Origin of the sequence: Agrobacterium tumefaciens, assembly GCA_025560025.1 — a bacterium.
Taxonomy (GTDB): domain Bacteria; phylum Pseudomonadota; class Alphaproteobacteria; order Rhizobiales; family Rhizobiaceae; genus Agrobacterium.
On sequence record CP048485.1, the window covers coordinates 1038705 to 1052133 of the forward strand.

14 protein-coding genes are annotated in these 13429 nt (G+C 60.3%); 8 read left to right on the top strand and 6 right to left on the bottom strand.

All coding sequences use genetic code 11. From position 1 onward, the window contains the following. The first annotated feature begins 211 nt into the window (after window positions 1-211). Together FY152_05115 and FY152_05120 are read left to right on the top strand one after the other, a co-directional pair. Window positions 212-580 (top strand): Hpt domain-containing protein, encoded by a 369-nt coding sequence (locus tag FY152_05115; GenBank protein ID UXS31503.1) that lies wholly within the window; start codon window positions 212-214, stop codon window positions 578-580. Between the two features lie 129 nt (window positions 581-709). Continuing rightward, window positions 710-1030, top strand: coding sequence for a (2Fe-2S)-binding protein (locus FY152_05120; GenBank protein UXS31504.1), 321 nt, complete (start codon window positions 710-712; stop codon window positions 1028-1030). A 310-nt stretch (window positions 1031-1340) separates the two neighbouring features. On the opposite strand, the gene FY152_05125 is transcribed toward FY152_05120, so the two are convergent. Then, the gene (locus tag FY152_05125; GenBank protein UXS31505.1) at window positions 1341-1967 is read right to left on the bottom strand and encodes a DUF922 domain-containing Zn-dependent protease; all 627 of its coding nucleotides are present in this window, start codon (window positions 1965-1967) and stop codon (window positions 1341-1343) included. A gap of 104 nt (window positions 1968-2071) precedes the next feature. Between FY152_05125 and folP the strand changes: the two genes are divergently transcribed. The 3 genes from folP to folK all read left to right on the top strand — a co-directional run bounded on the left by folP (window position 2072) and on the right by folK (window position 3896). Then, window positions 2072-2932: a dihydropteroate synthase gene (folP, locus tag FY152_05130; GenBank protein ID UXS31506.1), complete on the top strand. Its 861-nt coding sequence runs from the start codon at window positions 2072-2074 to the stop codon at window positions 2930-2932. Between the two features lie 78 nt (window positions 2933-3010). After that, on the top strand, window positions 3011-3376 hold the full coding sequence (folB, locus tag FY152_05135) for a dihydroneopterin aldolase (GenBank protein UXS31507.1): 366 nt from the start codon (window positions 3011-3013) through the stop codon (window positions 3374-3376). Then, window positions 3360-3896 (top strand): 2-amino-4-hydroxy-6-hydroxymethyldihydropteridine diphosphokinase, encoded by a 537-nt coding sequence (folK, locus tag FY152_05140; GenBank protein UXS31508.1) that lies wholly within the window; start codon window positions 3360-3362, stop codon window positions 3894-3896. The genes folB and folK overlap by 17 nt, the downstream gene beginning before the upstream one ends. 14 nt (window positions 3897-3910) lie before the next feature. Here folK and FY152_05145 read toward each other — a convergent pair whose 3' ends face one another. The 4 genes from FY152_05145 to FY152_05160 all read right to left on the bottom strand — a co-directional run bounded on the left by FY152_05145 (window position 3911) and on the right by FY152_05160 (window position 7796). Further along, entirely contained in the window at window positions 3911-4471 is a 561-nt protein-coding gene (locus FY152_05145) for a hypothetical protein (protein ID UXS31509.1), read from the bottom strand. A gap of 129 nt (window positions 4472-4600) precedes the next feature. Then, window positions 4601-5680, bottom strand: a complete 1080-nt coding sequence (locus tag FY152_05150) for a TIGR01620 family protein (GenBank protein UXS31510.1) — start codon at window positions 5678-5680, stop codon at window positions 4601-4603. Further along, on the bottom strand, window positions 5677-7155 hold the full coding sequence (locus tag FY152_05155) for a YcjX family protein (GenBank protein UXS31511.1): 1479 nt from the start codon (window positions 7153-7155) through the stop codon (window positions 5677-5679). Before FY152_05155 ends, FY152_05150 begins: the two co-directional genes overlap by 4 nt. 131 nt (window positions 7156-7286) lie before the next feature. After that, window positions 7287-7796, bottom strand: coding sequence for a histidine phosphatase family protein (locus FY152_05160; protein ID UXS31512.1), 510 nt, complete (start codon window positions 7794-7796; stop codon window positions 7287-7289). A gap of 270 nt (window positions 7797-8066) precedes the next feature. On the opposite strand from FY152_05160, the gene dksA reads away from it, so the two are divergent. Further along, window positions 8067-8486, top strand: coding sequence for an RNA polymerase-binding protein DksA (gene dksA, locus FY152_05165; GenBank protein ID UXS31513.1), 420 nt, complete (start codon window positions 8067-8069; stop codon window positions 8484-8486). Between the two features lie 125 nt (window positions 8487-8611). Here dksA and FY152_05170 read toward each other — a convergent pair whose 3' ends face one another. After that, window positions 8612-9862, bottom strand: coding sequence for a flagellar biosynthesis protein FliO (locus FY152_05170; protein UXS31514.1), 1251 nt, complete (start codon window positions 9860-9862; stop codon window positions 8612-8614). A 341-nt stretch (window positions 9863-10203) separates the two neighbouring features. Here FY152_05170 and FY152_05175 point away from each other — a divergent pair, with 341 nt between their 5' ends. Further along, on the top strand, window positions 10204-12792 hold the full coding sequence (locus FY152_05175; GenBank protein ID UXS31515.1) for a response regulator: 2589 nt from the start codon (window positions 10204-10206) through the stop codon (window positions 12790-12792). 283 nt (window positions 12793-13075) lie between these two features. Continuing rightward, window positions 13076-13429 (top strand): ATP-dependent Clp protease adapter ClpS, encoded by a 354-nt coding sequence (clpS, locus tag FY152_05180; GenBank protein ID UXS31516.1) that lies wholly within the window; start codon window positions 13076-13078, stop codon window positions 13427-13429.

Genomic DNA, 13429 nt, shown 5'->3' on the forward strand with positions numbered 1-13429 from the left:
CGGTAGCGAAGTGTCGGCTTTTTAACAGTTTTTAAACCTCGGTTTCGCTCTGAACGCCTTGTTTCGCATAAGTTTAACATAAATTAACCATAGCAGAAGATTTTCGCCTGCGTCACGCCGTAATTTAAGCCGATAGCACCGGCTTCAATGCGTAAATACGACACAGATGTGACACGAAACAGGAAACGGCGAGACACAAGGAATTTCAGACATGGCAGCGGTCAGTATTGCTTTCGAAGCTCCGGATAATTGCGGCGGTGCGCCGGCCGCAGGCACAAGGCCCATCGATTTCGATCATCTTGCCCGCCAGACGATGGGCGACAAGGATCTCGAAATCGAGGTGCTGAAGCTGTTCAGCCGCAATGCACGCGCAGCCCTTCACGAAATCGCCGGTGCTGACGACAAGGCTGTCAGGGCAACCGCCCACCGTCTGAAAGGCGCCGCTCAGGCCATCGGCGCATCCGCCGTGTCCACGGCCGCGGCAGCGGTGGAGGACAATGGCAACGACAGCGCGGCTATCGCAAGGCTCGCCGCTGCCATTGTTGAAGCGGAAAACTTCATCCTCAAGCTCTGCCGCTGAGGCGGTACCCATCAAATTTGCCGTTTTGTGAGGCCGGTTGGGTCTGGCGCCCTTGAAGCGGGTTGCCAAGCCGAACCGGCCTTTCTATGTGTTTAGAACAGTTCTTAGATCACATTTTGGATTTCCGGCATGACAAAACTGACCATCGTTGCCTTTGACGGCACGCCCCATGAACTTGACGTGAGCAACGGTTCCACCGTCATGGAGAACGCCGTGCGCAACTCCATTCCCGGCATCGATGCGGAATGCGGCGGCGCCTGTGCCTGTGCGACCTGTCATGTCTATGTCGACGATGCATGGGCGGAGCGCGTCGGCGGGCCTGAGCCGATGGAAGAGGACATGCTGGATTTCGCTTTCGATGTGCGTCCCACTTCGCGTCTTTCCTGTCAGATCAAGATGAATGACGAGTTTGACGGTCTTGTCGTTCACGTTCCCGAGCGCCAGGGCTGATAAACCCTCGGCATTGCCTGACGCAGAAAAAGCCCCGCTCACCTGGTAGCGGGGAGCGGGGCGAGGCGGGTACGCAGCATGCAGGCGAGGGAGGAAACACCTGCGAGCCCTCAAGTGCGCACCGGGAGAACCGGAGACGGTTAAAACGCCCGACCCGCTGTAAGCTGCGACCGTTCCAAACCATGTGAACAAGCTACAATGAGTCTCGACGACCGCACCATGACGAGAATTCACGGGTGATATCGGACATGACGTTACGTCATGCCCGTTGCGCTGGGTGAGTTTTTGGCAGGTCGAGAGGTGAGGTCGCTTAGCGCCGGTTCTGGCCCTGTTCGAGCCGGTTTTTCAAAAGCCGCGTCATGCGGGCATCGAAATTTTTCGATTCCACCACATCGAAGCGCATCTGGTCCTTGTCGTGCTCGTCCATCACCGTCTGGGTGATCTTGCCGACCATTTCCTGCAGCGTCTCGCAGTTTTTCTGCGGGCGAAGCGCCGTTAATTGCCTTTCGAGCGTGCGGGCATGGGTGCGGGCGATTTCCGCGTGGCGTTCCTCGTGGCGCTTGATATCGGCAAGCAGCGTGTCCCAGATAAAGGCCAGCTCCGCCGTGGTGCGCCGCCGGTTTTTCCATTGCGGCAGGAGGATGCGGGTATTCAGCACCACCTTCGCCGTTCCCACGCTGCACAGGCCGTTCTTTTCGACATAGGTGAGCTCGCCGCCGAATTTGATCTCGGTAGCACCCGGATGGCGTGCACCGGTGTTGCGGGTCAGCGGACCGTGCTTGGAAAGCTGCTGGTCCAGATCGGCGGCGGTTTTGCCGCTGATCGAAAAATAGGAATAGGTTTTGCGGACGATAGTTTCTGAAAAAGCCGATCCGGGCATGGAAAGGGCCAATGCACCCGTAAGAGCGGTGCAAAGAGCACGTGATGATTTGGTCATGACCCGGCCTTCCGGTTGAACTTGAAAAAGGTTTGCTGCATAGGCGGAGCGAAACTTATAAGAATTGGCATAACACTCCGTTATTCCCGAAAGGCGCGTGTTCCGTGATAACAGCCGGCAGCAATGTGTGGCAAGCGGCCCATGGTCGCTCCCTGAAACTTGATGGGCGTGGCCGTATTATGGCCATCGTCAATGCCACGCCCGATTCCTTTTCCGATGGCGGCCGTTATCTCGCCGTCGATGCGGCTTTTTCCCATGCGCTGAGCTGTGTGGAGGAGGGCGCCGACATCATCGATATAGGCGGGGAATCCACCCGGCCGGGTGCGGCCGCAGTAACGGAAGCCGAGGAACAGGACCGGGTGTTGCCCGTCATCGAGAAATTGCGCCGCGAGACGGATGTGCTGATTTCGATCGATACCTATCGCGCTTCGACAGCGCGGCTGGCGATCGGGACAGGTGCACATATCGTCAATGACGTCTTTGGCCTGCAGAAAGACGCGGAGATGGCTGGTGTGGTCGCCGCCACCCGCGCCGGCGTCTGCATCATGCATACCGGCCGCGACAGGCAGAAGCTTGCCGATGTCATCGCCGACCAGTTCGAATTCCTCAATCGCTCGCTGGAGATCGCCGAGGATGCGGGTATTGGCCGCGACGCCATCGTGCTCGATCCCGGTTTCGGTTTCGCGAAGGACGAGAGCGAAAATGTCGCGCTGATGGCGCGTTTCGGCGAACTGGCTGCTTTCGGACTGCCGGTTCTGGCCGGTACGTCGCGCAAGCGTTTCATCGGGTCGCTGACGGGCCGGGATGCGGCTGAGGAACGCGATATCGGAACGGCTGCGACCACCGCGATCCTCAGGCTGGCGGGCGCTTCGATTTTTCGCGTGCACAATGTTGCCGCGACACGTGATGCGCTGGCAATCGCCGATGCGGTTCTTGCCAAAACGTCGGCAAAGGCCGATGCGTAGATCAATGAGTGCCGGAATGCCGCGTCCCGAAAGTGGTGCGGCTTTCTGGCGAAACAGTCCTGCCATGGAGGCGATGCGATGAGCCGCTATACCATCATCCTGAAAAACTGTTCCTTTTTCGCCCGTCATGGTCTTCTCGAGCAGGAGGAGGTGCTGGGCCAGCGCTTTTTCGTCGATGCCGAGATGGAGGTCGAGGCGGGTGATGCGCTGGAAACAGACGAGATCGAAAATACCGTCGATTATGGCGTCGCCTTCGCCGTCATCGAAAAGATCGTCGTCGGCCAGCGCCGCTATCTCATCGAAGCTTTGGCGAACGACATCTGCAAGGCGCTGCGCGAGCGTTATCCGCAAATCGTCTGGCTGCGAATAACGGTGCGCAAACCCTCTGCCCCCGTTCCCGGCATTCTGGACTATGCGCAGGTGAGCGTTGAACACCGTGCCTGAAAAGACGACCGTCGCTGCCCTGGGACTCGGCGGCAATATCGGCAATCCCGCCGCCGCCATGGCGAGAGCCCTGCGCGAACTGGACACGCATGGCGATTGCCGCCTGTTGGCCGTCTCCGGCCTTTACCGCACGCCACCGTGGGGCAAGACGGATCAGGCGGATTTTTTCAACTGCTGCGCCCTGGTGGAAACCTCGCTTGCGGCGCCTTCGCTGTTAAAATTATGCCTCGATATTGAGAAGGGCATGAAGCGTGTGCGGACAGAGCGCTGGGGGCCGCGCACCATCGATATCGATGTGCTGACCTATGGGAATGAATCTCTCGTAACGGAAAGCATCGAAGTGCCGCATCCGCGCATGACGGAGCGGGCTTTCGTGCTGATGCCGCTTGCCGACATCGCGCCCGATCTTGAAGTCAAAGGCAAATCCGTCCTGGAATGGCTTCAGCAGGCGGACAGGACGGGCATCATCCGCGCAAACGAAAAGCGGAAGTGGTGGTCACTCCCGCTCGGTGATGAGTAACGAGGCTGCAGCCGTTACGGCTTGATCGAACCGACGGCCATCTGGTCGATGTCACGCGCCAGCGTCACGCCGATGACCGGGATCATCTGGTCGGCGACCTTGACGGAAATGGTGATATTCATCGAATTGTCGCTGGAGACACGGGCAACCATCGCACCATTGAGCTTGGCGCGGTTGATGCCGACAACGACCTTGTCGCCGCTGACCTGTCCGGACGTGATGTCCAGCCCCTTGCCTTCGGCACCGTCGAGGAATTTGCCCTCGTAAGAGTTGCCCTTCTGGCTGATGACGGCGGACATGGGCTGGCTGAAGACGCCGACGCGGCAGGTGCCGCCGAGCTTGATGCCGGTCTGCTTGTCATCAAGCGGTTCGCCGGTCAGATCGCAGGTGAATTTGGTGCCCTTGTATTTGCCGGCGACGATTTCGCCCGGGCCTTTCCAGCTGCCGGCTACGGAGCGGAAAAACACGTCGTCGCGGTCGCGCGATGCGGCATGGACGTCAGACAGGCCGAAACCGCCGCTGACGGACAATATGGCGGCAAGTCCGCCCACAAGCGAAAAGAAGCGCGAATACATGATACTTTCCCCGGCGAAGAAGCCTGTTCGATAGGCCGCAATCTACCGGCGGAATGGTTAATGCTTGGTTTATTTCGCTCTCATTTGCGGCTTCGTCCGTAACCTTTTGAACCGCTCATGTCTTGCCACTCAGGCTTTTTCACCGCTTTTTCCGCCGCTTAAATCGGGCGTCAGGTCGGACATGAAATCGCCGATCCCCGGACGCTTCACCGCCCTGAACGGCAACGGACGGCACAGATCCATGGCCGCAATGCCGATTCGCGCCGTCATCAGGCCGTTGATGACGCCTTCGCCGAGTCGCGCGGAGAGTTTCGAGGCAAGACCGTGACCGAGAACCTGCTGGGCAAGGCCGTCGCCGACGGCAATCGATCCCGTCACGGCGAGGTGGGCGACGACATCCTTCAGCAGCCGCAACATGCCAAGCGTGCCGGGACGGCCGCCGTAAAGCTCCGCCATGGCCCGAACCAGCCGTGTCACCTCAAACAGCACGTAAGCGAGATCAACGATTGCACGCGGGCTGACGGCGGTGACGACGGAGACGCGTTTGGAGGAATTGAGGATCAGGGCGCGCGCCTGCCGGTCGAGCGGCACCAGCAATTCACGTTCGGCAAGCTCGATCAGATGCGGGCCGTCGATCACATCGTTTTCCGTTTCCTTCAGCGCCGCACGTCCCTTGGCCGTTTCGGCCCGGTGGGAGAGGACAGCATTGAGGCGTGTGACGATGGCGCGGGCGGGTTTCGGGCTCTTGTCGAGGCTTGCCGTCTCCGCATCAGCCTTCAAGGATTGCACGGCATTGAGCCGCATGATTCCAAAGACTTCCCGCCCGACGAGGACGAGGACGGCCAGAAGCGCAACGATAAGCGCGATGGTCGCCGTGTAACCAAGCCAGTCTGAGCGGGAAAACAGGTTGCGGATGAGCTGATCCGCCCAGAGGCCGAAGGCAAGCGAGAACAACACGCCCAATGCGCCGAGTGCGAGTTTGCCGAAGGAGAATCGGCTTTTCTTCGGCGTCGCCACCGGCAAGGCGGCTGCATCGATTTCTTCCGGTGCGAGAAACGGATCGTCCTCGTCGGGCGTCAGTGAAATCTCGGCACCGAAGCTGCGCGGGGCACGTTTCTGCGTCGCGGATGGCCGTGCCGTCTCTTCCGTCTCGAGCGTGAAAGCTGCCGGGCGGCGAGCCTGCGGATCGTTGGGTGTGGGAACCTTCATGCGAGCTTGTCTCCGAACAGGAACTGCATGGCGCGATCAAGCCTGATATGGGGCACGGAAAGCCTTATGCCGCCGCTGCCCGGCTCGTCGACATTGGGCGGCCGGAAACGCACGACATTGACGTCGGGCAACGTCGCCTTGTCGCCATCCCTGTCAATGCTGCGGAACAGCGGCTCGGGATCATCAGGCAGATCGCCGGGAAAGATCGCCGTCTTGCGGTTGCCGTCGAAGGTTTCGCCATTGATGGTCTCACCGGCCATTGGCGTGCCGACGATGACGGGCAGTTCGTGGCCATCCTGCCGCACGGTCGCTTCCCGCGTGGCACGCACGGAAGCCAGCGCCATGACCTCTATGCCGGCGCCATTCATGCCGATGGTGGTGATGGCGCGGTCCACCAGACGGCGGGTAAGTCGCTCCAGCCGGTCATGGCTTTCATGGTGCAGGTGGTCGGCCTTGGTGGCGGCAATCAGCACCTTGTCGATGCGCCGGCCGATGAGAGACGACAGGAGGCTATTGGTGCCGGGGCGGAAACAGGCGAGAACATCGCCCAGCGCCCGTTCCAGATCCTGCACGGCTTCCGGGCCGCGATTGACCGCCTGAAGCGTGTCGATCAGCACGATCTGCCGGTCGAGGCGGGCGAAATGCTCGCGGAAGAAGGGTTTCACCACGATCGATTTATAGGCGTCGTAGCGCCGCTCCATCATGGCGCGCAGCGAGCCCTTCGGTGCTTTCTCATCCGTCAGGCCCGGCAGGGGTGCGAAGGTCAGCGCCGGCGATCCTTCCAGATCTCCCGGCATCAAAAGACGCCCCGGCGGCAGGGTGGAGAGCGATCTTTCGTCGGATTTGCAGGCTTTCAGATAGGCTGCGAAACTTTCGGCCAGACGTCGCGCCGTCATCTCGTCGGCGGGGGCGTTGATATCGAGAGAGGAAGCGATCGCCAGCCATTCCTGCGCCAGCTCGGAACGGATGCCGGTCCCGGCGAGCGCGACGGTTGCGTCGCTGAATTGCCTGTAATCCTGCGACAGAAGCGGCAGGTCGAGCAGCCATTCGCCGGGATAGTCGACGATATCGATGGAGAGCTTGCCGGCCGAAAACCACCGGCCCCAGCCGCTGGCACTCTGGTAATCCAGCGTGATCCGCAGTTCGGATATTGCCCGTGTCGAATCGGGCCAGAGCCGGTCGCGCACCAGCGCCTGAATATGGTCCTCGTATTGAAAACGGGGAATGGCGTCGTCCGGCTGCGGTTCAAGGCGCACATTCGAGACCCGGCCCGACCGCATGGCTTCAAACAGCGGCAGGCGGCCACCATTCAGAAGATTGTGGACGAGGGAGGAAATGAAGACCGTCTTTCCCGCCCTCGAAAGACCGGTGACGCCGAGCCGCAATGTCGGGTGGGTGAGGCTGCTCGCACGGTCGGCCAGATTATCGAACGCGATGAGCGCACTGTCCGTCAGGGACGTAAGAGAAGGCGGCAATGGCAGTTTCCCGGCTGTGTTTCACGATCACGGCTGCAATATAGGAATGCGTGGCTGCCCAAAAAAGAAGCGACCCCGTGGATTTTCAACGACATCCCGTTTAGCACTCCCGCAGGCACGGCAGCCTTCGGCTATCTGCCCGGTGACAGGAAATCGACCAGCCGCCAGCGATTCCTGCCGTTTCCAACACCGTCGTCGTGATCGAGCACGGCAAGCCCCGATGTCGGAAAGCCGGAAGGCAGGGCGGCATGCAGCAGATCCTCGCCGATCATCGCCTCCAGCGTCGCCTCCATGGTGGGATTGTGTCCGACCAGCATCACGGATTGCACGTCCGTTTGTGCGGCAATGAGGGAGAGATAGGTTTCGCTGCGCGCATTGTACATTTCATCGACATAGCCGATGTCGATGCCTTCGTTGAAGGCGCGTTGCCAGGCCTGCGTGGTCTGCCGGCAGCGCGCGGCCGTCGATGACAGAAGCATGTCCGGGCGGTAGTGCCGATCGGCGGCAAGATCGGCGATGATCTCCGCCTCGGCGAAACCCGCCTCGTTCAATCCCCGGTCGAAATCGCGCTCTCCCGGCGCCGCCCAGGCGGCCTTGGCGTGGCGCAGAAGGTAAACTCGCTTCGGGTGATGATCTGTCAAGGGCAGGGACCGGTGTTCGAAACTCTAGGGCACGGTCCGAATGCTACAGGATAGGCTCACGGGACCGCAAGTCCTCTTTCCTGTTGGCAAGTCGCGTCTAAGTGATCGAAGAAGAGATCGCTTCCACGCCAATAAAGGATAAAAATTAGTCATTTAGATGATTTTTATGTCAGTTTTAAAAATGCCTGAAAACTGATCTGTAGACTTGAACCGGCCTATATCATTGGAGTATACACCGCCGCATTGAGATGTTCTTCGAGGAGAATCGCGTTGAGTGAGAAGATCGATCTTAGCAAATATGTACTCTCGGAAGACGACGAGTTCATGAATGCCAGCCAGCGTGCCTACTTCCGCGCGAAGCTGGTCGCCTGGAAAAATGACATCCTTAGAGAAGCGCGCGAGACCCTCGGACATCTCGCCGAAGAAAGCGCCAACCACCCCGATCTCGCGGATCGGGCATCTTCCGAAACAGACAGGGCGATCGAACTTCGCGCCCGGGACCGCCAGCGCAAGCTGATCTCAAAGATCGATGCGGCCCTTCAGCGGATCGAAGACGGCACCTACGGTTACTGTGAGGAAACGGGTGAGCCTATCGGCCTCAAGCGTCTTGACGCCCGCCCTATAGCGACCCTGTCCATTGAGGCGCAGGAGCGTCACGAGCGTCGCGAAAAAGTCTACCGCGACGAGTAAGACGGAGAGCTATCCGGTTGCCACAGCGAACCGGTCGGTGAAAATTACAAAAATGAAAAAGGGCGTGGAATTATTTCCGCGCCCTTTTTGCTTTCAAATCGATCCGTCTAACGGACCCCGGCCCGTCAGCGATCGCGGGTGACCGAAAGCTCACCGAAGATACGCGCCATTTCCTTCTGCATGTCACCATCCGGTGTCGCGCCGGTAACAGGCGGAGAGGCGGGCTGGGTCTTGGGCTGCTTCTCCGCAGCCGCAGCAATTTCCGGCTCTTTCTCGGCATCCTTGCTCTTGGCTATTTCGGCTTCGAGAAAGCTCTCGAAATCGCTGGCAAGGTCATCGGAAAATCTGGGCTCGGCGTCAGCGGAGATGATGGCCGGATTTTCCGGCTGCGGCGGGAAGGGCGCCGGCGGCGTATTGTCTCCGGGGTTCAGCCCGGGCAGAACACGCTCGCGTGCGGCGTCCAGAAAATCGGCGGCATTCGACTGGTCGATGACAGGCTCACGCGCGGCAAAAACCTGCGGCGCGGGCACCGCTGGCCGTTCCTCTGTCGCCCTTGCCTGTAAGGTAACGGGAGGCGTGACCGGGGCCGGCGCAGGCGCGAAAGGCTCGGCTCGCTTCTGGTCGGTCCGTTCTGCGGCCATATCGAGCGAGGCAGCGGCAACCGGCAGAACGGCGACTGCCGGTGTGGCCGCGGTGACTGGTGCCGGTGTTGGTACAGGTGCCGGTGAAGGGACGGGGCGGGCGATCTCCCTCTCGGGCGCTGCCTGCCTTGCAGGCGGCGCAGGCTCGCGGACAGCCGAAGGCGCGGCGGAAACCGGTTGCAGCGGTGTCGAGGGGCGTGGCGGCAGCGGTGCGGCCGATGCCGGGGCAGGTGCGGGGCGAGGCGCCGGGGCCGGCTGCTCAGGCCGTTGCGGCTGTTTTACCGGTTCTTCGGTTGCGGTAGCGGGAGCGACCGTCGCGACAGGCTGCTGTTGCGGCAGGGTCGCGCGGCGCTCCTGCGGGATAGCCGGCTCGGCCTTTTTTACGTCGCTCTCCTGGCGTGGCAGCGCCTTCAGTTCCGGTTCCTGTACGTCCCGCACGATCGGGATCGCGCCGATGCCGCTTTCGATAACGATATCAGTCGGACCGCCGATCATCACCAGATGCTCGACATTGTCGCGTCGCACCAGAACGAGGCGGCGACGCGCATCCACGGCCGTCGCATCGAGAACCTGCAGGCGAGGCTGCCGATTGCGTCCACCCCGGATAAAGGGAGCCGAGCCGCTGCGCCTGCGCAGAAGCCACAGAGCAATCGCCAGCACCAGCAGCGCCACACCCACACCGACAACGGCGACGATGAGGTTGTTTCCATAGGTCCCGATAAAATCATCCATCATGGAGATCGTCCCTTCAGATTTTTTCGAGCAATTAATATTGCCGTGGTTCTTATAGTGTGAACGTTAAGCAGGAAAAGACGATTTTTTTAGGCGCGATACAAGGTTTATCCGCCTTTGCCCGTTTGAAACGCAAAACCGGTTGGCAGGGCTTTCGGTTCCCTCATCGCCGGAAAGCCTTGTCCATTGCGCCTTTCGGGTCGTTTCTCTGTGCGTTTTTAAGCCTTTGTGTCCCCGCGGAGCTTTTTGATGGTCAAGCGAGTTGCTACAAGAAATTCTGCTGCCCGATTCCGTCTGGGAAATGTGGCTGACCGAATGACGACCTGCACGACTGCGAGGCCAAGATGACACGGGTGCGCGAGACAAGCGACAACGACCTTCCACTGGTGGACAGGCGTGCCCGTTCCGGCACGGTGTTGCGGATTCTGCTGCTGGCGCTGGTGCTGATCGCGGCTGCTGCCGCCTTCGTCTATTTCAAGGATTCGCTGGAAAACGAGATCGTGCTCGGCATTCTCGGCGTGCTGGCGATGATGGGCATTTTCTTTCTGGTCTCGTCGATCATCGGGTTCATCGAGGTCATGCCACAGTCGCAGTCGGACGGGCTTGCCCGCCGTTTCCTGTCGGCCCACCCGGAAGGCACGCTGATCACCGATGCCAAGGGCCATATGGTCTACGCCAACGCTACCTATTGCCGTATGAGCGGCACCTCCAAGGCAAGCGATATACAGAGCCTGGAGACGCTGTTGTCGCGCAGCCGGGAATCGACGGAGGCCCTTTACCGGCTCATCAATGTGCTGCGGGAAGGCCGTGACGGTTACGAGGAGTTCCGGCTGCTGAAACCGCTCGGCGACGATGCCGCTGCCGGGCCGCACTGGTACAGGCTGAAAGGGCGGGTGCTGAAGGATGCGGGCGGTGAGGGGCTGCACGTTTTCCAGATCGCCGATATCACGCCGGAGCGGGAGGATCAGGAGCGATTCTTCCGCGAATTGCAAAGCGCCATAGACTATCTCGACCATGCGCCGGCTGGTTTCTTCTCCGCCGGCCGCAAGGGCGAAATCGTTTATCTCAACGCCACCCTGTCCGAATGGCTTGGCATCGATCTGGCACAATTTTCTCCCGGCTCGATGACGGTGTCCGACATCGTCGCCGGCGAGGGCATGGCGCTGATCGAATCCGTGCACCCGCAGGGAAGCACTAAGCGCACGGAAATCCTCGACCTCGACATGCGCCGGGTGAATGGCCAGAGCATGCCGGCCCGCCTTGTGCATCAGGTCACCTCCAAGGATGGTGCGCCAGGCGAGAGCCGGACCATCGTTCTGATGCGCCCCAAGGGCCAGGAGGATACGGAGTCGTCCTCCGCCATGCGCTTTACGCGCTTCTTCAACAATACGCCGATGGCGATTGCCTCGCTTGACGGAGAGGGCCGCATCCTGCGCATCAACGCGCCCTTCCTCAAGCTGTTCTCAGGTGTGGTCGGGCGTGACGATATCGATCGCGGCATTGCGCTCGAAACCATCATCCACGACAATGAAAAACCCCGTCTGGAACAGGCGCTGGCCGAAGCCAAGGACCGTCAGGGCGATATCGCCCCGTTCGATTCCCGCCATCCGAGCGACGAGGGCCGGCATTTCCGTTTCTACGTCAACGCCGTTATCGACCAGGACGACGAGGCGCCGGAAGAGGTGGCCATCGTTTATGCTATCGAAGTGACGGAGCAGAAGGCGCTCGAAACCCAGATGGCGCAGACGCAGAAGATGAATGCCGTCGGCACGCTGGCGGGTGGCATCGCCCACGACTTCAACAATGTGCTGACCGCCATCCTGCTCTCGTCCGATCATCTGCTTCTGCAGGCGCGGCCTGCCGACCCAAGCTTCGCCGACCTCATGGAGATCAAGCGCAACGCCAACCGCGCGGCCGTGCTGGTGCGCCAGCTTCTGGCGTTCTCGCGCAAGCAGACCATGCGCCCGGCAATCCTCAACCTGACCGACGTGATCGGCGATCTGCGCATGCTGGTGGATCGGCTGATCTCCGGCACCAACGTCAAGCTGGAGGTCGACTACGGCCGCGATCTGTGGCCGGTGAAGACGGATCTGTCGCAATTCGAGCAGGTGCTCATCAATCTCTGCGTCAATGCGCGTGATGCCATGCCCGACGGCGGCAAGATCAGCATCAGGACGCGGAACGTCGACGCCAAGGAAATCGCAGCCCTTGGCCGTCCCGAATTCCCGGCCGAAGACATGGTGATGGTGGAAGTTGCCGATAATGGCACGGGTATTCCGCCGGAAATCATGGACAAGATTTTCGAGCCCTTCTTCACCACCAAGGAAGTTGGCAAGGGCACGGGCCTTGGCCTGTCGATGGTCTACGGTATCGTCAAGCAGTCGGGCGGTTATATTTATCCCGAATCGGAAGTGGGCAAGGGAACCGCCTTCCGCATTTACCTGCCGCGCCATGTGGTTGAGGCCGTTCAGACCAATGGACAACAGCACGGCGAGGCGGCGCTAGCGCCCGTGGCGGCGCCGGAACCTGTGAAGGAAGAGCCGCTCGACCTGACCGGCAATTCCGCCGTCGTCCTTCTGGTGGAGGACGAGGAGGCCGTGCGGCGCGGCGGCAAGCGCATGCTGGAAACACGCGGTTACACCGTGCACGAGGCGGGCTCCGGCACCGAGGCGCTGGAGGTGATGGAGGAGCTGGAAGGCAAGGTCGACATCGTCGTATCCGATGTGGTGATGCCGGAAATGGATGGTCCGTCGCTGCTGAGGGAGCTGCGCAAATCCTATCCCGACCTGAAATTCATCTTCGTTTCAGGTTATGCCGAGGATGCCTTCGCGAAAAACCTGCCGGCGGACGCCAAGTTCGGTTTCCTGCCGAAACCGTTCTCGCTGAAGCAGCTCGCCATCGCCGTTCGCGAAATGCTCGACGACAAGGAGTAAGGCCGGCGGCGGCGAAGCGGATTCGGCTGCGCCGCGACCTGTCGCACCCGTTTGCATCCGGTCTGAAAACGCGCCGCTGCCGTGGGCGCGTGTCTTCCTTGAGCCCTGGCTGCCTCCACATCCGCACTTTTCCCGAGGTTTGCCTCTTCGCAAACGCAATAGTGATTGCACCGTTTCGCAAGGGGCTTAAAATCGCGTCTTAACGACCTAGATATGAAGAGGCGAAGTTCTCCCTCCTGGCAAAGAACTGTCGGTTTGAGAACGGTTTGGAGAATGATGAAAGATGATCGCTAGGCCGATCTACATGCAGGGCGAGGGCGACGGGGAAGACGGCGGCACCAACCGCGGAACGTCCGTTATTACCCGCGTCAAGCCAAAGACGAAAAGACCGAATTTGTACCGTGTTCTTTTACTGAATGACGACTACACTCCCATGGAGTTCGTCATCCATATTCTGGAGCGTTTTTTCCAGAAGGATCGCGAAGCGGCGACCCGTATCATGCTGCACGTGCACCAGCACGGCGTGGGCGAATGCGGGGTGTTTACATATGAGGTCGCAGAGACGAAAGTAAGCCAGGTCATGGATTTCGCCCGACAGCACCAGCATCCGCTGCAATGCGTCATGGAAAAGAAATGA